Annotated in this window: 18 protein-coding genes; 11 read left to right on the top strand and 7 right to left on the bottom strand. The window is 44.8% G+C overall.

Annotated features, from left to right (window positions below; all coding sequences use genetic code 11):
• Positions 1-68 precede the first annotated feature (68 nt).
• From MKY73_RS14710 to MKY73_RS14685, 6 genes are all read left to right on the top strand, one after another.
• Positions 69-1,808: a histidine kinase gene (locus MKY73_RS14710; RefSeq protein ID WP_339308407.1), complete on the top strand. Its 1,740-nt coding sequence runs from the start codon at positions 69-71 to the stop codon at positions 1,806-1,808.
• Positions 1,808-3,430 carry a response regulator gene (locus MKY73_RS14705; protein ID WP_339308405.1) on the top strand — a complete coding sequence of 541 codons (1,623 nt, stop codon included), beginning with the start codon at positions 1,808-1,810 and terminating at the stop codon, positions 3,428-3,430. Before MKY73_RS14710 ends, MKY73_RS14705 begins: the two co-directional genes overlap by 1 nt.
• Positions 3,431-3,514: 84 nt before the next feature.
• On the top strand, positions 3,515-5,755 hold the full coding sequence (locus tag MKY73_RS14700) for an FAD-dependent oxidoreductase (protein ID WP_339308401.1): 2,241 nt from the start codon (positions 3,515-3,517) through the stop codon (positions 5,753-5,755).
• A gap of 7 nt (positions 5,756-5,762) precedes the next feature.
• Positions 5,763-6,971, top strand: a complete 1,209-nt coding sequence (locus MKY73_RS14695) for a GDSL-type esterase/lipase family protein (RefSeq protein WP_339308399.1) — start codon at positions 5,763-5,765, stop codon at positions 6,969-6,971.
• Between the two features lie 288 nt (positions 6,972-7,259).
• Positions 7,260-12,332, top strand: a complete 5,073-nt coding sequence (locus tag MKY73_RS14690; protein ID WP_339308397.1) for a hypothetical protein — start codon at positions 7,260-7,262, stop codon at positions 12,330-12,332.
• A 340-nt stretch (positions 12,333-12,672) separates the two neighbouring features.
• Entirely contained in the window at positions 12,673-13,560 is an 888-nt protein-coding gene (locus MKY73_RS14685; RefSeq protein ID WP_339308395.1) for a cation diffusion facilitator family transporter, read from the top strand.
• 127 nt (positions 13,561-13,687) lie between these two features.
• On the opposite strand, the gene MKY73_RS14680 is transcribed toward MKY73_RS14685, so the two are convergent.
• The 6 genes from MKY73_RS14680 to MKY73_RS14655 all read right to left on the bottom strand — a co-directional run bounded on the left by MKY73_RS14680 (position 13,688) and on the right by MKY73_RS14655 (position 19,581).
• Positions 13,688-14,158, bottom strand: a complete 471-nt coding sequence (locus tag MKY73_RS14680) for a ferritin-like domain-containing protein (protein ID WP_339308393.1) — start codon at positions 14,156-14,158, stop codon at positions 13,688-13,690.
• Positions 14,159-14,251: 93 nt separating this feature from the next.
• The gene (locus MKY73_RS14675; RefSeq protein ID WP_339308391.1) at positions 14,252-14,710 is read right to left on the bottom strand and encodes a hypothetical protein; all 459 of its coding nucleotides are present in this window, start codon (positions 14,708-14,710) and stop codon (positions 14,252-14,254) included.
• 58 nt (positions 14,711-14,768) lie between these two features.
• Positions 14,769-14,954 carry a hypothetical protein gene (locus tag MKY73_RS14670; protein WP_339308389.1) on the bottom strand — a complete coding sequence of 62 codons (186 nt, stop codon included), beginning with the start codon at positions 14,952-14,954 and terminating at the stop codon, positions 14,769-14,771.
• Between the two features lie 230 nt (positions 14,955-15,184).
• The gene (locus MKY73_RS14665; RefSeq protein WP_339308387.1) at positions 15,185-16,606 is read right to left on the bottom strand and encodes an alpha-L-fucosidase; all 1,422 of its coding nucleotides are present in this window, start codon (positions 16,604-16,606) and stop codon (positions 15,185-15,187) included.
• Positions 16,607-16,620: 14 nt separating this feature from the next.
• Complete coding sequence (locus MKY73_RS14660; RefSeq protein ID WP_339308385.1) at positions 16,621-18,645, bottom strand: beta-galactosidase; 2,025 nt, start codon at positions 18,643-18,645, stop codon at positions 16,621-16,623.
• A gap of 108 nt (positions 18,646-18,753) precedes the next feature.
• A complete protein-coding gene (locus MKY73_RS14655; protein ID WP_339308383.1) occupies positions 18,754-19,581 on the bottom strand; it encodes an AraC family transcriptional regulator in 828 nt (275 codons plus the stop codon).
• 161 nt (positions 19,582-19,742) lie between these two features.
• On the opposite strand from MKY73_RS14655, the gene MKY73_RS14650 reads away from it, so the two are divergent.
• Positions 19,743-20,456, top strand: a complete 714-nt coding sequence (locus MKY73_RS14650) for a DUF421 domain-containing protein (protein WP_339308381.1) — start codon at positions 19,743-19,745, stop codon at positions 20,454-20,456.
• Positions 20,457-20,537: 81 nt separating this feature from the next.
• Here the strand turns inward: MKY73_RS14650 and MKY73_RS14645 are convergent, their stop codons facing one another.
• On the bottom strand, positions 20,538-21,899 hold the full coding sequence (locus MKY73_RS14645) for an alkaline phosphatase (RefSeq protein ID WP_339308603.1): 1,362 nt from the start codon (positions 21,897-21,899) through the stop codon (positions 20,538-20,540).
• A 363-nt stretch (positions 21,900-22,262) separates the two neighbouring features.
• Between MKY73_RS14645 and MKY73_RS14640 the strand changes: the two genes are divergently transcribed.
• The 4 genes from MKY73_RS14640 (at position 22,263) to arsC (ending at position 26,484) form a co-directional block, all read left to right on the top strand.
• Positions 22,263-24,077, top strand: coding sequence for a family 43 glycosylhydrolase (locus MKY73_RS14640; protein ID WP_339308379.1), 1,815 nt, complete (start codon positions 22,263-22,265; stop codon positions 24,075-24,077).
• Between the two features lie 264 nt (positions 24,078-24,341).
• Positions 24,342-24,668 carry a metalloregulator ArsR/SmtB family transcription factor gene (locus MKY73_RS14635; protein ID WP_339233570.1) on the top strand — a complete coding sequence of 109 codons (327 nt, stop codon included), beginning with the start codon at positions 24,342-24,344 and terminating at the stop codon, positions 24,666-24,668.
• 75 nt (positions 24,669-24,743) lie between these two features.
• On the top strand, positions 24,744-26,039 hold the full coding sequence (locus MKY73_RS14630) for an arsenic transporter (RefSeq protein WP_339308377.1): 1,296 nt from the start codon (positions 24,744-24,746) through the stop codon (positions 26,037-26,039).
• Positions 26,040-26,064: 25 nt separating this feature from the next.
• Complete coding sequence (arsC, locus tag MKY73_RS14625) at positions 26,065-26,484, top strand: arsenate reductase (thioredoxin) (RefSeq protein WP_339308375.1); 420 nt, start codon at positions 26,065-26,067, stop codon at positions 26,482-26,484.
• Positions 26,485-26,634: the final 150 nt, after the last annotated feature.

Genomic DNA, 26,634 nt, shown 5'->3' with positions numbered 1-26,634 from the left:
TCGTAGCCCCTCTCTTTATTGGCATATGCTATTCTTAGTTTAAAACGGAACTAAAAGGAAGATGATCGATGCGAAGAAGAATCAGCTTGCCTTTAAAATTATTTTTTATCGTGTTTGCATTTGTATTGGGCTGCATCCTCTTGATAAGCCAATTATCTTATCGTTATGTCCAAAAAGAAATACGAACCAATGATATTTATTACACCAATCAAATATTAGACAAGGTGGACCAGTATTTCACCGTTAACTTTTCCTCCTTCCAAACGATCCTCTTCTCGGTTGAAACTTCGGTGAAAGCTAATATTAACCATACCGAAGTGATTAAAGAGCAATTAAGAGAACTGTATGAACTCAACAGTAATTATGTTAGTAATATTTATTTGATCAAAAGCGATTTATCCATTCTGGGCGGAAGTGCACCTACACGAATATTCGATGAACCTTTATCGGAAAGAGAACCTTTATATGATGCGGCTGACAAAAATAGAAGGACTACCTTTGTTAGTGAACCATACAAATCAAAATACTCCGGCTGGACTGTTACGATGGTTCGTTATCTGAACGGTGCTCCGTTTCCTATGGCCATTGCGGTTGATCTGGATCTAAATGCCATTGAAGAAACCTTGTTCAAGATTAATAAACAGGAACAAATGAATCTGGCTCTGATCACCGAGTCAGGTAAAATCATTGCCGGCTTTTCTGAAAATAAAGGACCCCTGAGTATTCAAGATCATACGTTTTCAATCGGAGAAACGTCAGCGGAAGAAATTTTGGATACGTCAGAAAGCAACCTTCAACTGCATACGAAGGATGGTATTCCCGTCTCTCTTTTGAAGAAGCCAACGGAGAAATTCAACTGGACCATTGTCTCCGTTAATGATGAATCACGTTTGAAAGCAGCTTTGTCCAGATTGGAAACCTATTATATTGAGCTTCTGGCTGCAGGTCTTCTGTTAAGTTTGTTCATTTCTTTCATGGTTGCCAAATTTATAAGAAAACCACTATATACACTCAAAACAAAAATGAAACAGGTCGAACAAGGCATCCTCACAACGACAGTAACCATTAACCGAAACGATGAGTTTGGAGATCTTTCACGCGCATTTGATCGGATGTTACAGCAAATTGTGGAACTGATTCGCCGAGCCGAGCTTCATAATGAACTTGAGCGGAAGCTGGAAATTCAGGTATTACAGTCTCAAATAAACCCACATTTTCTGTATAACACGCTTGGTTCGATCAGCAATGTGATACGTCTTGGACAAATAGAGAAAGTCGATGTGGTAATCGGGTCGCTCATTTCATTATTGGAATATGGGATAGACGACGCTTCAGAGAAGGTTTCCCTACGTCAGGAACTACGCAATGTATCGGACTATATCGAGATCCAGAACATTCGGTATAACCGAAACTTCAACTTGATTGAAGATATCGAAGCAGGGCTAATGGATTTTCCGGTTTTCCGAATGCTGCTGCAGCCTCTTGTCGAGAATAGTATCTTCCATGGTTATAACGGTGGGGGAATCGAGGGTCCTATTACGATTCATGCATACAGGGAGGGTGGCATCGTCATCATCGAAGTTGTTGACCGAGGTGAGGGAATTCCGGCCGATAAAATAAAACATATTTTACGCTCAGAACCGGGTGAAGAGGAAGTGAAAAGGAAACGAATCGGGCTGAATAATATTCATGGTCGAATAAGACTCCACTATGGAGATCAGTTCGGACTGGATATCATTAGCATACCTAAGGAAACGACCCGTATACGCGCCTTATTCCCGGCAGAATTGCAAAAAGGAGATGCATAATGGGGAGAGACTATACCTGCTTCATTGTTGACGATGAAGACCTGATCATTCAACGATTGGAATTGTTTTTTAGTGAGCTCTCCCATAGAGATAGACGATTTGTTCTGGTGGGAAAAGCCAATAATGGGCTGAGTGGGATCGAGGAGATCATGAGATTGAAGCCAGATATCGTCATATCCGATATTGTAATGCCGCGAATGGATGGCATCTCCATGATTGAGCAGCTAAAGGCGGAGCTCCCCCATACCCAATACATACTTCTGACCGCTTATTCATCCTTCGAATACGCTCAGCGAGCTATCCACGCGAACGTATTGGAGTATATTGTAAAGGTGCCGCTAAGGGAAGCCGATTTGAATCGAGCGTTGGATAAGGCAGCCGGAATTTTAAATGAGTTTGAGAAAAAAGAAGCAGAATTTCACTCGTTAAACGTATCCGTACTTGAAAATAAATATAGAGTCCGCAAGCAATTTTTCAACGAATTGATCCGAGGTGAAATTCCTTCTCATCGGGCTTCGGATTTTGCCAATCGCATGAAGTTTCATTTTTTTCAAGCCAACTATTGCTGCTTCATCGTAGAGATGAATACGTATGAAAGCTTCCGCAATGAATACGCTGCCGCAGATCAAAACATCTTGAAATATGCGATAACGAATATCATCGAGGAAACGGTGACGAATGGTGGCAGTGGAGTAGCTGCCGATCTGTCCGATAATCGTTTTATTGGCTTTTTATCCTGGGAGAATAACCGCAGTGATATGGAAACGGAATATGCTTGCCTATCCTTGGGAGGACAGATCATCTCTCATTTGCATCAATATTTGAATCAAAAGGTATCCGTCGCTTTTGGAAGTCCACACCGAGGCTGGGAATCGATCAAACAAGCGTATACAGAAGCTAAACATGTGAGTGAGGATTTCTATTATCATACTGAAAAAGTCGTAAAAACACCGATGCATCGATTCCAGTACCATAATGACAAAAAAACAGACTTTGAGCAGATGCTGGCTGATTTTCTTGTACGGATGAAAAGAAAGATTTCCAAGGAAGAACTTGACAAAGCACTCGCCGAACTTTTGCGATTTGTTTCGGATCATAAAATCCACAAGTCAATCATGGCGCCAATGATTAGAGACTTGTACAGAGACATTACTGTAAAGTTTAAATCGGGGAATAAGGTGACCATGGAAGTAGCTGAATTCCCCATGGAATATATGACATTTCAAGAGCAGCTCGCCTATATTGGCGACTTCACATTTGAATACGTGCATGCAGGCCAACGATTACATCGTGCAGAAATCATGAGTGCTATTCATTTTATAGAGAAAAACCTGAAACAGCGTTTAACGCTGGAGGCCATTGCGGAGGAAGTAAATTTAGCGCCATCGTATTTTAGCAGCTTATTCAAAAAAACAATGAACGAAGGCGTGATTAGCTACATCAACCGTAAAAAAATCCAATTAGCACTCGAGCTGTTAAATGATAAGGATTATTCGTTATTGGAATTATGCGAGGAAGTAGGCATCGTCAATGAAGGTTACTTTTGCAAACTTTTCAAAGAATATACGGGTGATACACCCAAGCAATATCGGATCAAAATGACACGGTACGAATCCAAATAAGGATGCAAAAAATGTATGATTTTTTCGCGAAATCCTGTAAAAAAAGACCGTTCAAAACCATTACCATGATAGGAGCATCTAATCATGGAGGTTATCAAAATGGAGTCTATAAAAGCTGATGTAACCGTCGTAGGTGGAGGTATTGCAGGAATATGCGCTGCCATTGCAGCTGCACGCCAAGGTCTGCAGGTTTCACTTATTAATGATCGGCCGGTTCTAGGGGGAAATGCGAGCAGCGAGGTCAGAGTGCATATCAACGGGTCGGCTTATCTCGGGAACAGTCCATCCTACTATGCACGAGAGGGCGGGTTGATAGAAGAACTGAAGCTGAAGATATTTCATTACAACCCGTTATACAACAAGAAGTTGATGCTTTCGCTTTCCGATACAGTCTTACTCGACATGGTTTATGGTGAGCCCAACATCTCTCTATTCCTGAACACATGCGTACATGAAACAGGCATGGAGAACGGTAGAATCCAATGGGTGGATGGCCTGCAATTGGCTTCCGAAAGAAAATTTCGTTTTGAAAGCCCCACCTACATTGATTGCTCCGGGGATGGAATTGTTGGATACCAGGCAGGCGCTCACTTCCGATGGGGAAGAGAGGCAAAGCATGAATACCAAGAGGAGCTGGCTCCTGAAGTGGCGGATCATTACACCATGGGCGATACGATTCTGTTTCAAGCCCGTGACGTTGACTATGCCGTTCCTTACAAAAGGCCTGGCTTTGCGTATGATATTACGAAGCTGGACTTTTTCGATAGTATTCGAAAAGGGTTAAACCACCGGTCTTTTCCAAGGAAAATCAACGGACTTGGCGGATTGTGGTGGCTGGAATACGGCGGACATATGGATATTATCAAGCATAATGAAGACATTGCATTGGAACTGCGAAAATTGGTGTACGGAATCTGGGATTATATCAAAAATAGCGGCGAGTTCGATGATGTAGACAATCTCATTCTGGATTATGTGTGCCCGATTCCGGGAAAGCGTGAATCAAGACGATTTATAGGAGAGCACATGCTGTCTCAGAATGATCTTACAGCAAAGCCTCATTTCGAAGATGCTGTATCCGTCGGAGGCTGGTATATGGATCTGCATGCGAATAAAGGCATCTACGATGAGGGGCCGGCTACAGCGTGGAATTTCGTGCCGGGATTGTATAATATCCCGTTCCGCAGCTTATTTTCACGCAATATCCCCAATCTCATGTTCGCTGGCCGCAATATAAGCGCTACCCATGTGGCTTTTGGATCTACAAGGGTCATGGCAACCTGTGGTTGTATGGGGCAGGCAGTAGGAACGGCTGCTGCGTTATGCGTAAAATATGAGGCAGACCCTGCAGCTCTCGTCAAAGCCCATATGGGTGAGCTTCAGGCACAGCTGCTTCGAGACGGGCAAACCATTGTAGGGCTTCAAGAGCCCTTGGACCCTTATTTCGCTGAGGGATTAACGATTCGTGCCTCGTCTCAGCGAAGCTATGAACATCCTCATCCAACCGAAGAGATCTCTTTGGAGAAAGCGTTATGTTTGGTTTTGCCGATTCAGACATCCGTGGCTGAAAGCGTGCAGATCAAAATTAAAAATAGATCTGATCATACAGAAACGTTGCAAGTGAAGCTGTATGGCGGGGATCGGAAGGAGAACTATATTCCGACAAGCGAGTTTAAAAAATATCCCTTGCTTATTTCAGCGGGTTACGATGACTGGATTACGCTGGACCTGGGCTGTGAGAAACCGGCTGATGACAAGGTCTACATCGTAATGGAAGGTTCAGAGAGCCTTGCGATACACACCAATGATGAGAAAATGACTGGAGCGGTGAGCTTCCTTTATAGACCGGAAGAGCCATCCAGGCTGAAGAAGCTTAATAAGAGCATTTGCTTCAAGGATCTGAAACCATCGCAGGATATGTATAATCCAGTGAACGTGGTCAACGGCTTCTCCAGACCTTATGGCCTACCGAACGGCTGGATTTCGGAACGTACCGAAGGACAGGAATGGTTGGAAATTGGTTTTGCAAGCCCGAGGAATCTGGATAAAATCCATCTTGTTTTCAATTCGGAGCTGAATTTGGAGCATTTCGACGATCCGATCCAGCCACTAATCCAGGATTATGATGTGACCTTAACGTTAGAGGACGGAACCAAGAGTGAAATTAATATCCGTGGTAATTATCTTTCGTTGAATAAACATCAGGTGAACACAACAGGTGTAACCCGAATCCGGTTTGATTTCTGTGCAACGTATGGTTCACCTTATTATGAAGTGTTTGCTGTGAAACTTTTTGCTCCTAAAACGTTAAGTGAGGTCGGGTGAAGTCGAGATGAAGGAATTTTTCTCACGTAGAGGACTGCCTAATGTCATTCAGAAGTTGGAAAATGGAGAACCCGTGACCATCGTTTATTTTGGTGGCAGTAATACACGTTCGAAAGGATACAGGGTCATGACGGCGGAGTGGCTGCAAGGGGAGTATCCCCATGCCGATATCCGTGCTGTGAACGCAGGTATTGATGGGACAGGATCAGACCTCGGCTGCGCCCGTTTGCAGACAGATGTACTGCGTCATCAGCCTGATCTCGTGTTTGTTGAATTTGTTGGCAACGATGGCGGAGTTCCTGAATCCAAGGCGCGGATCGAAGGCATTGTTCGCCAGATCCGCAAGCGCAGTCGGTTTACCGATATCCTGTTCGTATATACGATTAAAGAGCGGGATTTGAACTTATTTCAATCCGGGGAGTACCAGAAGGGCGCTCTTATGCAAGAGGAAGTCGCCGACTATTACGGTATTCCTTCGATTCATCTGGGCGTGGCGGTCAGTCAATTGGTTTCAGATGGCAAGCTCATTTTCACCTCAAGTTCAGATGTGTCCATTCCCGGTGCCGTTATTTTCACGCATGATTCGATCCATCCAACGATTCCAGAAGGACATCAGATATACACGGACACCATCACCCGGTCATTTGAGAAAATGAGAGAACTACGAGATCACGTGGGAAAAGTGGAACATCATTTGCCGCAGGACCTGTTGGTCCCGGCTAATCCTTGGGAGTATGCTACCATGCTGCCACTGGATCGTCTTACTCATTTTTCCGCAGGATGGTCTTACGTGACTTCCAATGATTTTGCCTTAGTACGCGAGTATGATTGGTTGTTCCCAGGTCTGTGGCGAGCAGTTGATCCTGGTGAGGCGATCACAGTGGAGTTTGAGGGAACACACATCGGCTTATTTGATATCGGGGGACCGGATTCAGGCAGATTGAAGGTGTCGGTGGATGGGGGGGAGTCCTTTATTATCGATCGTTTCACTCCTTATAACGATCATAATCGAAATCAATATGTTTTCTTGCCGGAGCTACCGAATGGGAAACATACCGTTCGCTTCGAGATCGATCATGAGAAGACGGACAAAGCGGCCGTGTTTGAGGCTAACGGCAATGAACGAAGTATGGCGCATATTCGGCAGCATCCAGCTTGGTATGATCAAACGGTCATCCAGCTTGGAAAATTGTTATTGGTGCAGCCGCCATTATAATGGATTAGTCCAATTGGAAGAGTAAGGACATTTGGAACTCTTGGAAAACCTGCATTCTATCTGACGGCAATGAGCGCTCAGTTAGATGTAGGTTTTTTTACTTGAAATCGTATAAGAAATTCTTAAAATGATAGAAATTTTACGGTGATGTGACTGCTAAGATAAAAACAACAGAGCGCAATTAGGCAGAAGAATAAAGCTAAGGTCAATTGCTTTTTTACAATCATTTGAGCAAAAGGTAATCTATTTTTGAAAGCGTTACCATTTTGAGGAGAGGCTGTGAATTGTATGGTCAAAAGGAAGCTGTTTTTCTTCATCGTTTTCATGTTAACGATCGTAGTTCCTTTCAGCCTGATTGGAATAAGGGCCGCTTATGCGGAAACCTTACCTTATCAGACCATTATCATCGATGACGGGAGTATTAAGATCAATGATGTTCTAACACCTGATGCAGGTAACGAGAACAATGGATATTCGGCTCCAAATTGGACAACAAGCACAGGGGTGAAAGGCTATGATCTTTCCAGCTCCAAATATACGAGTACAGCAGGCAGAACGATCACATGGAATCCACGCTTGGAAGCAGGAACAGCGAAAATTTCGTTCTATAAGCTGGATTGGGCAGATAAAGCAGATAGCAATGTGAAAATTGAGATTGTTCATAATGGGACAACAGATGTAGTCTTTATGGATCTTAGACCCTCATCTGGCGCGCCGGCAGGTTGGGTTGATTTGGGAGAGTACTATTTTTCCGGGGTTGGGGAAGAATTCGTTCAATTGAGCCGGTCTACCGGCACCACAAACACGATCCTTACACGTGCTGATGCGGTCAAGTTCGAAGGAAATATTGAGCAAAAAGAGCCACATAAGACGATCATCATTGATGATGGAAGCCTCACGATTGATAATGTCGTCACTGTTGATGCAGATAATGCCAATAACGGATTCTCCGCTCCTTATTGGACCACAAGCGCGGGAGTGAAGGGATACAATAATTCCAGTTCCAAATATACGGATGCTGTAGGCAGAACAATCACATGGAATCCACGCTTGGAAGCAGGGACGGCGAGAATATCGTTCTATAAGCTGGATTGGGCGGACAAAGCAGATAGTAATGTGAAGATTGAAATTGTTCATAACGGGATTACGGATGTGAAGTTTCTGGATCTAAGACCCTCGTCAGGTCCATCAACCGGGTGGGTTGATTTGGGGGAATATGAGTTTAGTGGTGAAGATAGTGAATTTGTCAGACTGACTCGAACGCAACCTACGACGGGTACCATTATTACGCGGGCCGATGCCGTCAAGTTCGAGGGAAATATCCGTCAGCAAGCTCCACCGTTGCCCCCGCTGCGGAGCCGCACATTAGCGAATCTCAGTTACACGGAAAAAGGCAGCATTGAAAATGATAACTATAAAGCAACTTTCTTTGAAGCAGTGTGGGATGGGGGCAGTTCCATCGTTCGTGACATGTTCTACAAAAACACGGAGACGGGGAACTGGGTTCCAATCAATAATGAATCGGAAAGACTTGAAGAACAATGGGTTTTATTAGATGGGAATGCGGGCAGCCGAACCAATTACTACGATACGATGAATAAGCGCTGGATTACATTTGACGGAATTATTTTTCCCGACAGCCACACGGCGGTATTAACCGATTCCTCACATGGAAGTGATTACGATTTACAAGTGAACTGGTCCATGGCAGGAGATAAACCAGATGTTTCCTTTGCCTTCACACCTCGCCGCGACGGTAACTACGTGATAGGATATCACTCCTTCACAACCGAGTCAGTCTCGGGCATCAATGAAGTGTTAAATGGATTCAGGTCTCATGCCAAAATGGTAGGTACAGTGGAATCAACAAGCTTGCGGGAGCTTAGCGCTCCGATGAGTCTGGTTGAGAAGAATGATAACGCGGGAAATCCATTGACGTATGGGGTATTTGTACCTTCGGAAGAGTTACCAGTTGAATTTGAGCCGACGGGAGGTGTTACAAAACAACGGCTGGGCATGAGCCTTGTTAATAACGAAGGCAGCGTGCAGCCCATCCTTTACGCCCCTCAGTTGGGGGCTTATTCGCAGATGACTGCTGAAAGCACCTATCAATTTCATATGGGGCTAATTGCGCAAAAAAGCAATCTGTATGAGTCCTACGTGGATATTCTTCGCAATGAGTACGAATATTCGGCATATCGTGAAAATGTATCAAATAAGTCGCTCACTGACGCAATGTTTAATATGATTGATCTCCTTAAAATTGAGCCGCAAGGGGACGACTCTGTTAATTATGTCCCATCACCCAGCGGGTGGTGGAGCCGTGCCAAGGGTTTTATCGATATTGAAAATGAGGACAGCGTTCGAACAAGCTCGAATGCAGTTCTTCTGGGGGCTTACTATTTGACTGGGGATGACCAGCTATACGATACGAGAGCATTGCCCTCCGTCCAGTATGGCGTATCCCGAAATGGTATTGGTTGGTCGCCAACGCAGAAGAAAGTTTACGGCGTGCCTTCTTTATGGAAAATGGCTACTCTGCCGTTCGATGTTTCAAGCGTAGCCGCTGTCAATCAGATGATGGGCACTTCGGCAGGAATTGGCGCGCTGGCACAGGAAGAGTACCTTATGCGTGATCCTGACCAGAAAGACCGCGGGCCTGTCATTCAGCCTCTAATGATGTATCGTATGACGGGAGAGGCACAGTACTTGCAGGCTGCGAAGGATGCAGCCGACAACTATATTACACAATATATCGATATACCTGCATCTATCGATGTGAGTAAAAATGAGTTCATTTATTATTATAGCAAGCTGTGGATGGAAATTTTGGAGCTGTACGAAGAAACGCAGGAACCCAAATACTTGGATGCCGCTTACAAGGAAGCTAAACGGTATGCAACCATGTTTGTTGCTCGTCCAGTTCCTGAAGGGAACGTTACGATTCCTCAACCAGAGACATATAATTACGCGGAGTCATTCCATTGGCCGGAAAGCGGTAAATTTCAATATCCTCGGCTCAAACTTCCCGAAGATATTGCCGGAGGCGTTCAAGCCGAGCGTTGGCTTGTTTCACCAAGCGGATTGACGTTTGAAGCAGGAAGTACAACCGGCTATTATCGGATGAATGCTCAGGAAGCACCGTTCATGCTGCGATTGTCGCTCTATACAGGGGATAAACTGCTGCAGGATATTGCTCATAATGCGGTTATTGGTCGCTATTCAAGTTATCCAGGTTATTATTATAAAGGCTTCGCCGTTAGCCAACTTGAACCGGACTTCCCTCTGGAAGGCCCAAGCGGGGCAACATCCATCTATTATCACCATATTCCGGGGCAGCTCGGGCAAACGATGGATTATTTGATCAGCGAACAATCCTTGAAATCGAACGGTAGCATTACATTTCCATCCGTATTCGAAACAAATTTTCTGTGGTTCAAATATCACCTCTATGGGAATAAACCAGGTCAATTTTATGGCAATTCCGACGTTTGGCTCTGGATGCCGAAGGGGATCATTAAGACCAATCATCCTCAATTGAACTGGATCACAGGTGAGAGTGGAGATAAATTCTACATTGGGCTAAGCAACGCATCGTCGGAAGAAATTCAGACTTCGATCGAATTGAATGAACAGATCATTGGGTTCAACCCGGCACAAGATTATACTGTAACGATCATCCGCGACAATGGTACACCTGAGCAAACCGTTATGAGTGGCGGAATCATTCAAGCCACCGTTTCAGGCAAGGGCATCACGGCTATCATTGTAGAGGGACTTGACATTGATGTACCGCTGCATCAGGTCAGAACAGCTGAACCATCGGATGCAAGCTATTTCTTTGATACTCACAGTCCAATTGATGCCGTTAAAGGTATGCTGATCGTAAAGCCTGACGAGACGGTCTATGATGCCTATGTACAGGCAAAAACGACAAAACCAGCGACCATTCATTATTCCTTGGATGGCGGGGCTACGTATACGACCGTCCCGGATACGATCTACCCGATGGAATGGTCGATACGGGTGAATGATTTATCCCAAACCTTCACGTACTACGTGGAATCGGAGGGGAAACAAACCCGCAAGCGCACACTCTATCTGCCGGATCGGGTAACGGAAACGCCAGTCCAGCCCGATGATGGGCAGGATCATTCATCGATCATTGTGGATAACACGGAGGCGGAGACAGAAGGTGTCTGGATAAGGGATACGACGGCTAACGACTATTATTATGACAACTATGTATACGCCAAATCTACGACTGGCACGGCAACAAGCACAATGAAATGGCGACCTGAGTTGCCAGAGAGTGTAACTTACAGTGTGTATTACAAGATTCCGCAAATCACTGCAACAAGTGAAAATTGGGCAACAAATGCCTCATTTACCGTTTATTATAACGGAGGCTCCGAGACGGTTACTGTTGATGAGACAATGGCAAATGGTACTTGGGTACACCTGGGTGATTATCCTTTTGTCGCAGGTGATAGCGGATATGTGGAACTAACCAATAAAGCCAACAAATCCAGAGTTGTAGCCGATGCGATGATGTGGGTGGACCCAAACAGGGTACCACAATTGGAGTCTGCGGTGATCCAAACTGATCGCAGTGAGTTGCAGATGACTCAATCCGCACAACTGAGTGTAATCGGTTATTTGGATAACGGTTTGATCGGTGATCTGACACAGGCCGATGTTCAGTATTTCGTTGATCGTACGGATCTGGCTGAAGTGGACAGCAGTGGGTTGTTGACTCTTCTCAATCTCGATGGGGACACGGATCATATTGAGGTATGGGCCACGGTAACGATTGACGGGGTGACCTTAACCACACCGCCTTTGACCATCACGATCAGGGATCTAACGGTTATCGTGGACAGTACAGATACAACAGGGTTATACACGACAGAAGGATCTTGGAGCCAAAGTAATTTAGCCGGCTACAAAATTGGGGTCAAATCTCGCTACTCAACAGTTCAAGGATCATCAGCAACGTGGAAAGGTCAGTTTCCAGAGGGGAAATATACAGTCTCGATCTACAAGCTCGTTCATACAACGGCAAACGATAACCATGTCAAAGTGGAAGTGAAACATAAGACGGGTACAGAGGTCACCTATATCGATGCAACGGTCGGCTCATCAGGTTGGGTTAATCTGGGAACATTCGACTTTACGGGTGACGGCAGCGAGTATGTCCGGTTAACCAGGGTTACGCCTACAACGGTAGATCCGCCAACACTTCCTGCGGATATGATCTATACGAGGGCTGACGCAGTTATGTTTGAACGGCATTCCAATGATTCGGAGTTGCTCACAAATGAGGCGCCAGGTGAACCGACAGTTTCCGAACAAGAGTAGTGAATTATGAATGGAAATGAAACAACGGCAAGTGATGGTATACGAATTATTGTAAAATAACGCTAAGAGCAAAGAGCCAAGTGGATCAAAACGATCCATTTGGCTCTTTTTGTTTAGGAGCAAGAAGGTGTGGTCACAGGTAAGGAAGCCAGTAGGCCACCTTCCTCGTACCCATCAAACACTTAAGTTTGCCAAATCCAACTTTTTTGGATTCTCTTAAAAAAATTGCCGCTTTCAGATTATGTTTCGTCACACTCAAAACGTTTCTCTAGACCCACACAAATCTTCAATGATACCATCATACACGTGCTAGAAATGAATATTGCAGGAGGATATCATTGTGGATCAACTAAAATACGATAATCTAAAGCTGGGGGAGCGCGGAGCCATCATCAGCATTATCGCCTACATATGTTTGACCGTATTAAAACTGATCGTTGGCAATATGGCCGGATCAGAAGCGCTTAAGGCGGATGGATTAAATAATGCTACCGATATTGTGGCCTCCATAGCTGTACTGATCGGTTTGAAGCTTGCCCAACGCCCAGCCGACAAAGATCATACCTATGGTCACTGGAGAGCAGAGACCGTTGCGTCCCTTGTTGCATCTTTTATCATGATGGCGGTAGGTTTACAAGTATTGTTTGAAGCAATCAGTTCTGTGTTCCAGGGTACACATGAATCTCCAGATATCATCGCCGCATACACAGGCATTTTCTGCGCGGTTATTATGTATCTGGTCTATCGATATAACAAGAGACTTGCTACACGTATCAAAAGTCAGGCGGTCATGGCTGCGGCCCGAGATAATATCTCCGATGCCTGGGTGAGTACCGGTGCGGTCATTGGAATCGTGGGTTCCCAGTTCGGCCTTCCATGGTTGGACCCCGTAACGGCTGTTATCGTAGGTTTCCTGATCTGCAAGACCGCTTGGGACATTTTCAAGGAAGCCACACATCATCTGACCGATGGTTTTGATGTCGAACTGATTCAGGAGTACAAAAAGACGATTGCCGGAATAGACGGTGTAGAGAAGGTCAAAGACGTAAGAGCACGCAATTATGGCAATAATGCTGTCGTGGATGTTGTTATCACCGTACATGCTGAGCTGGATCTTCAACAAGCACACGATATCTGTACAGACGTGGAGAACGAGTTAATGGAGGAGCATGACGTATACACCGTTCACGTTCACGTGGAACCTGATATGTTGAAAGAATGCATATAAGATTTAGATTTTAAATGAGAAATTCAGCAAAGCAAAAAACCAGTGAATGATTAAAGCTCACTGGTTTTTTGCTGATTTCAATTGTGTCTCTGTGAAGGAATCCACGCGTTATTTATCCCGAACTTGACTATCTCGGCAGATTGTAAGTAATCAGATTGTTATATTTATCCGCATGTTTCTGTTCGTCCAGAATAATTCCCCAGACCGTGTCTTTATATATCCCATAAGGGAGACCAAACCATATTTTCCGATACTTTTCCACGGCCGCCAATTCACCTTGAAATGCCTGTTGCAGTCCGCCAAGATAAGAGGTGACCTTCTCAACCGGCTCGTTACTCACGCCCGAAATCTCCTGACCTGTCAGATCCTTGTACATTTGACGAAACATTTGATTATGTCCGCGTTCATCATTACGGATGCTTGTGATGATGGCAGCCTGATTGGCATCAGGTGATAACTGAATCAGTGAATCATAGAACATCTCATCGTTTCGTTCTCCCTGCACAGCGGATTTGATTAATTCAAGTGCTTCGGCTGGTGATGTCGCCCATACCGGAGTAAAAGTGTACCTGTAACCATAAGGATATGCCACATACATTACGAATCCCTCCAAGACCAATATGAGTTAGCATATGCACGTATGCCCATCCGCGTTAACCCATAGCTGTTTTGTATGTACGCGTTTAACTTTTCAGACCGGGTTTTGATCGCTGTGTAGATGTTTCAATAACACGCCGTACCCGTAAGCGAGCACAAATGGCAGGAGATAGGACAAGAAAGTCCAAAAGATGTTCCAACCGTTAAAATAGATCACATGTCCCAGCATTTTAGCAATCCATTCTATGAATGTCAGTGATAAGGAGGCCGCAAAAATGGCTGCCCAGGGCTTCGCCCCTTTTACTAAAATGGCATACATCATCAGGCATCCGGCAATTGGATAGATTCCGAGGTCCATAGGAAGAGCGGCAAAAGACTGGTTGCGAGTATTCGGCAGTATGTTCCAGAAATAATTAAACCCCACGTTGTTGATACAAGCGGCAATAGCCACACCCAGTGGGTAATAAATAACGAGGATTTTAACGTGTCGTCGCAAAATCCACACGCCCAACAGAATGGGAAGAACCATACCCAAAAGCAAATTTCCTAACATTTATTTTTCCTCCAAAGCTAGTTACTTCAATTAATGATTCTTGATTCTCATCCTTAAATCAGTCCGTCGTTTTCTTCTCCATAAGACGATCCATTCGATCTGACAGTGCATTTAATTTTTTATCATAATGCTTGTATGTGTAGTATCCAATGATTGCTTTGACCGTAAAAAAGAGTATCGCGGCAATAACAATCAATATATAATTGTGGGCAATATGCCTCAACCAGTCGTTAACCGCATTCATCGGATTTCTCTTCTTCAACACATAGATAGTTAAGTTAGAGTACCCATCTTCATGGGAAATAATGCATGGTTATACGGAAGACTAAAATAAACACAAACGGCAAAAAAAATCGCCACCCTCTGAATTGGCTCTGGTCAATCGGGCAGTAGAACATCCATTTCTACTACATCTATCGACGCAGGGCATTTCAGTTGAGGGTGGCGATCTTTCCATCATACATTCTATTAACATTATTGAGGGCTTAAGTAGACTTCAATAGCAGATAATGTTGGATACCATCTGGATTCTTCAATGATCAAACGAAGCCTTCTTGCTCGGATAGGGAGAAAACGGCATATTCGTTTGTATCCAACGATGGTACAGTCGCACAGATCATGCCATATCTCGCCATCCAGATATTCGATGTGAAGTTTCTCGATACGTTGACCAGCGCGGATATGCTCCTGTATCAGGATAGTATCAAACGTATGCTCTTCCAATAAATCAAGTTCAATGACAGCGTGTTCGGTTCCTTCGTTGGGGCGCCAATACGTCGTTTGGTCCCCATCCAGCACGCGAGTGGCATCATGCTTCTCATCAAGCGATTCTGATACAGTGACGTGTGCTCCGAAGGCCAGGTTATGGCGGAACGTAGCGCGAAGCCGATCGCCAAGCTCTTGCATCCGCTTGGCATCATTCTCATGAATTCTGCCGCGTTGGTCCGGAGGCAGATTTAACAGAAATGTAGCATTACCGCCAACAGACTTGTAATAAATATCAAGGAGCTTCTCAAGACTTCGGACCTGATCATCCTCAGCAGCATGGTAGAACCAGCCCGGACGAATCGAAGTATTAACTTCGGCAGGGTACCAAGTAACCGGCTTTCCGGCTACAGCATCGCGGCTGCCCAGATTTTCGTCTCGAGAGTTGGCAAGCTTGGCAAACTGTCCATCATCCACTTGTTGTGAAGCCTCCTGAATCTTCTCGCAATCCCTGAGCTCCTCCGGGACTACACTCCACTCGGAATCCCGCGTATGTCCTGCTTCATTTCCGCACCAGCGCACATCGGGACCACATACGGATATGACGGCACCTGGCTGTAGTTCGCGAATGACTTCATAGTAGCCATCCCAATCATACACTTGTTTTAACCCGTTCGATCCTTCACCGCAGGCACCATCGAACCATACACAAAAGATATCACCATAAGAGGTCAATAGTTCACGCAACTGCAGCTTGAAATAATCATTGTATTCGGATGTTCCGTATCGATGGTCATGACGATCCCACGGGGATAGATATACGCCAAATGCCAGACCACCCAGCCTGCAAGCCTCAGCGACTTCCTTTACCATATCGCCATTGCCTTCGCGCCACGGACTGCTCTTAACCGTATGTTCCGTATATGCGCTTGGCCAGAGACAGAAACCATCGTGATGTTTACAGGTTAGAATGAGTCCCTTTATTCCTGCAGATTTGCACACCTCTACCCATTGCATGGCATCAAAATCGGTAGGGTTGAAGAGGGCAGGAGATTCGTCACCGAATCCCCATTCCTTATCTGTAAATGTATTTATCCCAAAATGAATAAACGAATAAAATTCGAGCTCCTGCCAGGCCAGTTGACGGTCGGATGGGGTGATATTCGCAAGAGTCTGAATGGAGTGGCTCATGAGTAACATCTCCTTTAATTTGAAATGAATTGAATGATTTCAGCATCATAGGGCTCAAGCTTCAACTCAGAGGCCATGGTCTGGCCTGACAGGATACCAATTGCCGTTTCCTGAATGAGCACGGTCTGCGACTTGCCTGTTGTGTTGACATAGATGGTATTTGCATTGTCCAGATGACGAGCCACGACACCAGATGGTGTGGCGGGACCTTGGGCTATGCCAAGCGTTGGATACAGACGATGCAGAAGCGCACTCAAAAACGTTGTATTTGCAGGCAAGCCCACATAGATTGCCTGACCCTGTCCGTATTTATTGCAGGTGACCGCCGGGGAAGACTCACGTGTATTCGTGAAACTGGCGATGACGCTCGCGGTACGCGGCTCAAGGATCTCATAATAATCGATATCCGGCTGAATGTTTTCCGAATCCATGACAATGACCGGCTTCTCACGCTCCAGGCCAAGCTCGGTTTTTTCCAAACCTCCGGCATTCTCCCAAGGGGTATGGCTCCGCGTTCGAACAAATGCACCACAGCGGATGCCAAATACATCACTCAAGCCTCCTGGCAGGGTAGTATCAAACACCCGATTGTTCGCAGTGACTTTGGCAGAATAAGCCGTCATGATAACGGTACCCCCTTGTTTAACAAAAGCCCGCAGTGTTGCAGCAGATTCTTCATCCATGATCGCATGTCCGGGTACGATAATCAGCTTGTAGTTTTGATGAAGGCTGCGCAGATCGATGATGTTACAATCCAGATTGGACTGTTCCAGAGCGCTGTATGCTTGCAAAACCTGACCTGTATAATCGGTCTTGTAATAGCTTGGATTGCCAGCCATAACTTTCAGCGCCTCAAAGGAGTATGCAATCGCAATTTCAGGGTTTGTTTTTCTTGGCAGGTCCAGCTCCTGCAGCCGTTTGAAATCCTGTGCAATCCGTGCAAATTCATCATATTTCCAGCCAGGTATACCATCATGATCCACAAGACCAAACACATATTGCTCTTCGCCGCCCAGCATTGTGCGCCAGGTCCAGGCACAAACGGCCTGCGCTCTGTGAATCAGAGACAGGTACGCATACATTCGCATCGCTCCCGGTGGAGAAGCGTAGCCGCCAAAGTCCCCCGTCTGGAATTCCAGACACCAGATCGGCCGATCCAGCTCACCAATGCGATGGTCCATGAAGAAGCACGCAGCCGTTAGCGCTTGTGCGTCTTCGGGATTGGTCCCGGGATAGAAGCCAATGCCCGGCAAGTCGATCATCTCTTGGTACTGCTTCAGATAATCGAAACCGTAGCCCGGATTTTCCGACCAGTGGTTCGTTGTCTCTCTGACTTCTGGAGCTAGTTCCCGCACGATGTCACTCAATCCTTGCATATAAGCCAACGTCTCATCGGAGTAAAAACGTGCCATGTCCAGGAGGCGTTCTGGCGCACCTTTGACTTGTCCCGAAATCGGGAGAACCACATCACTGAAACTGTTCAGTTTACGGGACCAGCGCTGTGCAGTCCAGGCTTCATTAAGCTGCTTGACCGTTGCATACTTATTACGAAGCCAGACCTCGAATCGGTCCCGGGTCGCATGGGAATAGGATGGAGCACCAGAGCCCAACTCGTTGCATAATCCGAAAGCATAGAGGGCCGGATGATGTCGGTAGCGAATGACAAGTTTTCTGGCAAAATCATAAGCATATTCTTGAAAGATTGGATGACCGACATCCTCCATATATCTTGTTTGCGCTTCCATACGAAGGCCGCTCGAAGTACTTAAAGAGATTTCGGGATACTTTCTGTGTAGCCAAGTCGGAGCCGGACGGGTCGCAATATCCAGAATGACCTGAATACCGGCTTGGTGAAATAAGGTCATGACTTCGTCAAACCATTCAAAAGTATAGGAGCCTTCCGATGGCTCGAAGCTGTCCCAGCATAAATGGCCGAGTCGAACGATTGTAAACGAAGCTTCACTCATCAAGTCGATATCGTGTTGCCAGCGTTCGCGCGGCCAGTCATGGGGGTGGTAGTTAGCACCTGCATATAACATCCTGATCACCGCCATATAATAATATTAAATATATCAATTATTCTAATCGCTGATGATCGGATAATATATATAATAAAAAATGAAGTTCATATAATAAAATGAAACTGATTAATGGAGTTCACGAAAACGTTGAGGCGTAATATTCTCAAACTTTCGGAAGGTAGAGACAAAATGACTCGCATCCAGAAATCCCACGAGAGAAGCAACGGTTTTGATCGTCATATGTTTGTTATTCATTAAGTGTTCCTTGGCTTTCTGGATTCGCAGTTGGATCAGATATTGATAAGGGCTCATTCCAGTCGTCATACGAAATAAATAATTAAGCCGCTGTGAGCTTAAGCCTGCATATTCCGACAGATCAGCCAAGCCGATTGAGGCATCATGAAAATGCTCCTCCATGAATCGAATCAAGGGTGTCAGTCGCGAGGATTGTTGGGAATAAGAGCGTTGGTTATCCACTTGTCCATAACGTTTCAGATCCATCAGAAATCGATACACAAACATGGAACTGTCCATTCCGCTGAATTCAGACTGCCGCCTCGCCAATCGGCTGGTCGTGTTATGAATTCTCGATAGCCTGGAATCGCCTTCCCAACGAATGACCTTGGATGTTGCCAATCCCAAGGAAGAGATGATCGTTGTGGCTAAATCACCACTAAATGTGATGTACCAAGTAGACCAGGGATGTGACGATGTGTAATAACGGTGCGGAACATGAGGTGGCAATAGAATTCCCTGATTAGGCCCGAGTGTCATCGTGTTTCCCACACATTCAAATTGCCCTTCACCGCCTGTCGTATGCAGCCAGTGATAACAATGATAGCCGGCAGGTCTATCAAATTCTTCTTGCCATTCGTTATAACCGGTTTGTTCCAAATAGATCGGCAGTGTACGGTCCAGATTCGTGACAAGCATCTGCTTCATGTAATGCTTCATGGTTTATCAACCGCTTTCAATTTTTATATCATTTTTTCTAATTATAACGGATCATGTTGTTTTGTTTCATTAGTTATACATAAGACAACATATTTAAGAATGATTGGGTGAATACTCAGAAGAGTTCCATAATGAACTAAACGAACGAAAGGGTGCTTGTATTGTACGAACATCTTATCATCTTCATCAGAAGTATCTTTGCCTTTATGCTTCTATTGGGAATTGCTCGCATTCTGGGAAAACAAACGCTGTCTGATATGAACTTCCATGAATTTGTCACCGCAGTCATTATGGGAGCCATAGCTGCCAATCTAGCTTTTAACGAGAAAATAGAAGTCACACATCTGATTATTTCTCTAATTGTTTTTACCGGAACCTCTTATCTGTTATCTAAATTAAATCTGAAAAGCAGAAAAATCCGCCTACTGGCAGAAGGTTCACCTACCGTATTGATTGAAGGTGGCAAAATCCTTGAAAATAATCTCGCCAAGAATAAACTGACATTGGATTCCTTAAACCAAATGCTAAGACAGAAAGACATTTTCAATATGGAGGAAGTAGAATACGCCTTACTCGAAGTGAATGGACAAGTTTCAGTTATGAAAAAAAACAAATATAGAACGGCTACGGTTGAGGATGTTCAAAGGAAGGTAGAGTCCAAACCTGAACGCATGCCTGTGGAGTTAATTATGGACGGAACGATGTTAAGCAAGAATCTAGAACTAAATGGCATATCAGATAAGCAATTAATGCAACAGCTTGAATCGAAAAGCAAGAACATAAACGATGTATTTTATGCTGTAAAAGGAAGTGACGGCAGGATCTATATCGATTATTATGAGGATCAAATCAAGCATCCCATTGATGTCGAGTGACACCATCAGAAATAAAAAAATTCCCTTCTCTTCAGATGAAAGAAGAGAAGGGATGATCACAACTACCAAATTGTTTTCAAATTATTGGTGCTTGCTGAGAATATCAAATATGATCTTGGCATTATCTGTGTTGTCGATCAAACCGGCGAAGCGATGACTTGCCGGGCCGTAGGCATATACAGGAACATCCTCCCCTGTGTGTCCACCTGTGGTCCAGCCCGTAAACGAACGGCTATTAATAATGGCTTCAATGGCATTATCAATCTTCGTTACATCTGCACTTTTGGCTGCTTCTTTCACCGATTCAATCTCTTCCGCTTTCAACTCGAGTTTCAGATAACTTTTCAGTGTTTCTTCAACTGAAGCACCTTTTGCAATTTGTGCTGCCATGAAGTCTGGAGTCCGCAGTGCAGCTTTGATCGGGTCTACGAAGAAGTTGTATTCTCCGTCTTTTCCAAGTGTAAGTCCGCCCGTGGAGTGGTCCGCAGTAGCTACGACAAGGGTTTCACCATCTTTTTTGGCAAAATCAATAGCTGCCTGAAATGCTGCTGCGAAATCTTCCATTTCACTCATCGCGCCAACGATATCATTATCATGTCCTGCCCAGTCGATCTGGCTGCCTTCAACCATCAGGAAGAACCCTTTGTCGTTCGAACTGAGGCGATCAATCGCTGTATTGGTCATCTCAGCCAATGATGGCGTTGCAGCAGTACGATCGATCATCTTGTCCAATCCTCCATCGGCAAACAGTCCAAGAACTTGTTGATTCTTATCAGCGAGGAGAGAGGAACGATCCGTCACATAGCTGAATCCGGCTTTCTGGAACTCCTTCGTCAGGTCACGACCCTCGCGTACAAAATTGGATTTCCCTCCACCCAGAAGTACATCCACCTTATGCTTGCCATTAATCAACTCATCATAATAATCGTCCGCAATGGCATCCATATTTTTTCGACTGATATCATGGGCACCAAATGCAGCTGGTGTGGCATGAGTGATCTCCGACGTAGCCACGAGTCCGGTGGACTTACCGTTTTCTTTGGCCTGCTCAAGTACGGTTTTGACTTCCTTCTGCTCAGGGTCAACCGCAATGGCCGCATTGTATGTTTTAACACCCGCCGACATGGCCGTTGCTGCGGAAGCGGAATCCGTCACATTTTGTTTATCATCATCCGGATAGGTCATTTGTACCCCAACCAGATAAGGGTCAAATACGGTTTTATCCATGCCCTTCGTTGAAGGATCATCCTTCATATAACGGTAGGCCGAAGTATAAGAGGTCCCCATGCCATCCCCAATGAGGAAGATGATGTTCTTGATTTGTTTTTTCTCCACACTTACAGCTTGAACGGCACTTGCTTGTCCGGCAGACATGAGAGTAGAAGCCGATACAGCCAGAGTCAGCGCTACCGCTGGTATTACTTTTTTGGATAATTTCACAATGATTCCTCCTCATCATATCTCGAAAACAAAAATGAATGCATGAATCTATATTCATTTGTTCATCATTAAAAAGGTTAGCATTCATTTGTAAATGAACACCAAGAATTTTGTATACCTGAGGTAAAATAAACAAAATAAAGCGATGGGATAATTCTTTGCATGAGGGGCTAGTCAAATTAGTCGAACTCCCATTCAGGACAATAGGGTTCCGACGAAGGATTCACATGATCTGCAACAGACGAGATTATAAAAATATACTCATACCCCTATTTTTGAAGTATGATACAACATAAGTAGAACGCTTTCATTTTTCTGTTTAAAGTAAATCATTTAAATTCAATCTCATTTCAGGAGGCTTTTCCATTGACCACATCATCTTCAAATTATAATGGGTATCTATTTGTACATTTTATTGGCGAACAACCAGATGGAGAGCAGGTTTATTTCTCCTATAGCGAGGATGGTCTTCACTGGAAGGATCTTAATGGCGGATCACCTGTGCTGTTTTCTGACCTTGGAGAAAAAGGGGTACGGGACCCGTTTCTGATTCGTTCAGTCAAGGAAAATAAATTCTATCTGATTGCTACAGATCTGCGCATCGCAAGCGGCAAAGGATGGTCTCATGCCGTTAATGCCGGGAGCCGGGACGTAATTATATGGGAATCCAGCAATCTCGTGAATTGGTCATCCCCATGGAACGTTACACTGGGTGTTGAGGGGGCTGGATGTGTCTGGGCACCCGAAGCGGTGTATGATGAAACAACAGATGAGTTTCTCGTATTTTGGGCTTCTGCAACGCAAGAGCCTCAGGAGCAAGAACGAAAGCAAAAAATATACAGCGCTCGCACAAAAGACTTTCGTACGTTCTCCGCATCGGAAAAATACATTGAGCGGGATAATCATATTATTGATACAACGATTCTTCCTTCGGGTGGTTGTTACTATCGATACTCCAAGGATGAAACAACCAAAAACATACGGGTAGAAAAAGGAGACTCTCTCGACAAAGAAGCGTTTGTTCCGCTGCAAGCCCCGATTCTGGAGGCTGTGGCAGGTGTGGAGGGACCTCAGATATTTAAATTCAATGACCGGGAAGAATGGTGCCTGATTGTTGATCGATTTGCTGAAGGCAAGGCTTATCTTCCTCTGCTGACTACAGACCTGGGAAGCGGAGAGTTCCGAATCGTTCCTGATGATGATTTTGATATGGGAACGAATCAAAAGCGTCATGGAAGTGTCCTGCCCATCACAACTGAGGAGTGCAGCCGGCTTTTGGCTGCTTTCGGGGATGGTCATCAGGTGCTTCCTGGACAATATGCCGATCCAGATGTCGCACAGTTTGAGGATCGTTACTATATGTATCCGACAACAGATGGCTTCGAGGGGTGGTCGGGAACACAGTTCAAGGTGTTTTCTTCTTCAGATCTGAAGCATTGGCAAGACGAAGGTGTGATCCTTGATCTGGGGACAGAGGATGTCACCTGGGCAACCGGTAATGCCTGGGCACCAGCCATTGCAACCCGCAACGGAAAGTTCTATTTTTATTTCTGTGGCAAAATGCTGAATGGGGAGAGTGCTATCGGCGTTGCTGTAGCGGATACACCGATTGGGCCATTCCTGGCCGAGTCGCAGCCTTTGATCACAATGCAGCAGTTAAGACGTCTGGGTATCACCATGGGGCAAGCTATCGACCCTTCTATCTATACTGAAACGGATGGAAAATCGTATTTGCTATTCGGCAATGGACATGCTGCCATTGTGGAGCTTGGTGACGACATGACAAGTGTCTTAGAGGACACCATGAGCAATCTCTCAGGGCTCCATGATTTTCGTGAGGCGGTAACGGTGTTGAAGCGGGGCGGACTATACCACTTTACGTGGTCCTGTGATGATACGGGCAGTGAGAACTATCATGTGAATTACGGTACGTCAGAGCAATTATACGGTCCAATTACCTATCAATACCCGATTCTGAGCAAAAATGTGGAGAAAGGCATGCTGGGCACAGGTCATCACTGTATATTTAATGAGCCCGAAACTGATCAGTACCGGATAGCCTATCACCGTTTTGTCACGCCACTCTCCAGATTTTCCTCTGGAAAGGGTTATCACCGTGAAATATGTATTGATCTGCTTCCTTTCGGCAAGGACGGATTGATTCAGCCTGTTATACTCTAACATAAGACATTCATTTGAATCGTTATTTCATAATTGATCCAATATAAACGCCTGTCAAAAACTCGCTTTTAGCAGTATTGACAGGCGTTTTTGACAATCATATCAATAAATCATATTTTGGAGGACATATACAGGAGTTGACAGAGCTCGAACTGAGTTACGCGCCTTATTTTTCATGTCAAAGATCCCATGAATATGTTGACTTCAAATTTTTAATATTATAATATAAGCATGCACTTATGTTTAACGGAAGGAGGAAGTGACATGGATTCCATTCAAAATGCAGCAGAAAAGATTAAATTGTTGGGCGATAAAACACGTCTTACGATCCTTACACTCCTCAAAGAACGTGAATGGTGTGTGTGTGAATTTGTAGAGATTTTAGACATGTCACAACCTGGAATTAGTCAGCATTTACGCAAGCTGAAGGATCAAGGCTTGGTTAAGGAGAATAAGCGTGGCCAGTGGGTATACTACTCTTTAAATGTAGAGAATACACCTTATATTAAATCTGTCTTGGAACTGATGCCGGACACGGCAACGATTCTTAAGTCTTTGAATAAAGAGAACTTTACATCCGTATGTAATTAATTTTTAATCAATATATAAGTATATTGTTATATACAAATATAAATTCAGATGGAGGAACTGAAAGGGGGGAATATATTGTTTTCTACGCTGCTAGCGTGCATGATCTTTTTAATTACGCTAATCCTTGTCATCTGGCAGCCTAAGAACCTGTCCATTGGTTGGTCTGCTTGCGGCGGAGCAATTCTTGCTTTACTTGTAGGTGTGGTCGATCTTCATGACGTCTGGGATGTAACGCAAATCGTTTGGAATGCTACGCTTGCATTTGTCGCAATCATTCTGATTTCGTTAATTCTGGATCGTATCGGCTTTTTTGAATGGGCTGCCTTACATATGGCCAAAGCCGCTCATGGCAATGGTGTACGAATGTTTGTTTACGTCTCCATCCTGGGAGCAGTGGTTTCTGCTTTCTTTGCCAATGATGGAGGTGCACTGATTCTGACACCAATTGTTCTAGCCATGGTACGTGCACTGAATTTTGATGAAAAGAGAGTATTTCCATTTATTATCGCCAGCGGATTTATTGCGGATACGACTTCCTTGCCGCTGGTTGTGAGTAACCTGGTCAACATTGTGTCTGCCGATTTCTTTGGTATTACGTTTATGGAGTACGCAGGAAGAATGTTTGTTCCGAATCTGTTCTCACTGGTGGCGAGTATTGGTGTACTGTATCTCTTTTTCCGCAAGAGTATTCCCAAACGATTTGATGCGAGTGAATTGAAACCTCCGGTAACTGCCATTAAGGATATGAAGATGTTTCGGTTGTCGTGGGTGGTATTAGCGGTTCTTCTCATTGGATACTTTACCAGTGAATTTCTCGGAATCCCCGTATCCTTTGTGGCAGGTATTGTCGCGATATTCTTCCTGATCATGGCTTCCCGGAATTCTGCTGTACCGACTGCACTGGTTGTCAAAGAAGCACCTTGGGCCATCGTATTTTTCTCCATCGGCATGTATGTCGTGATTTATGGTCTACGTAATGTAGGCTTGATGGATCTGTTGGCCGTAGTCATTCAGGCTGTAGCAGATCAAGGATTGTTTGCTGCAACAATGGGTATGGGCTTTATCGCGGCAATTATTTCATCCCTGATGAACAATATGCCTACCGTGTTGATTGATGCACTTGCCATTGATGCAACGACAGCAACAGGGACTGTTCGAGAGGCACTTATCTATGCCAATATTATTGGCTCGGACTTAGGTCCCAAGATTACCCCGATTGGTTCACTCGCGACCCTGCTCTGGCTTCATGTACTTAGCACCAAAGGTGTCAAAATATCATGGGGCACTTACTTCAAGACAGGTATCATAATCACCATTCCGACTCTGACTATTACCCTAGTGGGTCTGTATCTGTGGTTAATCATTTTATAACTTTAAATAACGAGGAGAGATGAACATGAGTAAAAAAACACTGTACTTCCTATGCACCGGTAATTCCTGCCGGAGTCAAATGGCCGAAGGCTGGGCCAAGAAATATCTGAGTGAAGACTGGGACATCTATAGCGCAGGAATAGAGGCCCACGGTCTGAATCCAAAAGCGGTTAAAGCCATGAACGAAGTTGATCTGGATATTTCGACTCAAACCTCGGACATCATTGATTCAGAGTTGTTGAACAACGCTGATTTCGTAGTCACATTGTGTGGAGATGCCGCAGATAAATGTCCAATGACGCCTCCTCATGTGAAGCGGGAACACTGGGGATTTGATGATCCTGCCAAAGCGCAAGGTACAGATGAAGAGAAATGGTCCGTATTCCAAAGGGTCCGTGACCAGATCGGGGAACGTATTAAAGCATTTGCTGAAACCGGAAAATAATACAACCCTGCCTGAGCAGGATAATTGAATGAATACCGAGAGAATGCCACGATAAGTGGCATTTTTTTGTTCAAAAAAAATGAACGTTTCATTCAGAAACGGTTCTTTGACTTCCCCATAAGCCCAACATAGAGTGATGACAAGGATGAT

Source organism: Paenibacillus sp. FSL R5-0519, from assembly GCF_037974275.1.
GTDB lineage: Bacteria > Bacillota > Bacilli > Paenibacillales > Paenibacillaceae > Paenibacillus.
Note: the sequence above shows the minus strand (reverse complement) of the source record. Positions and strands in the feature narration are given on the sequence as shown.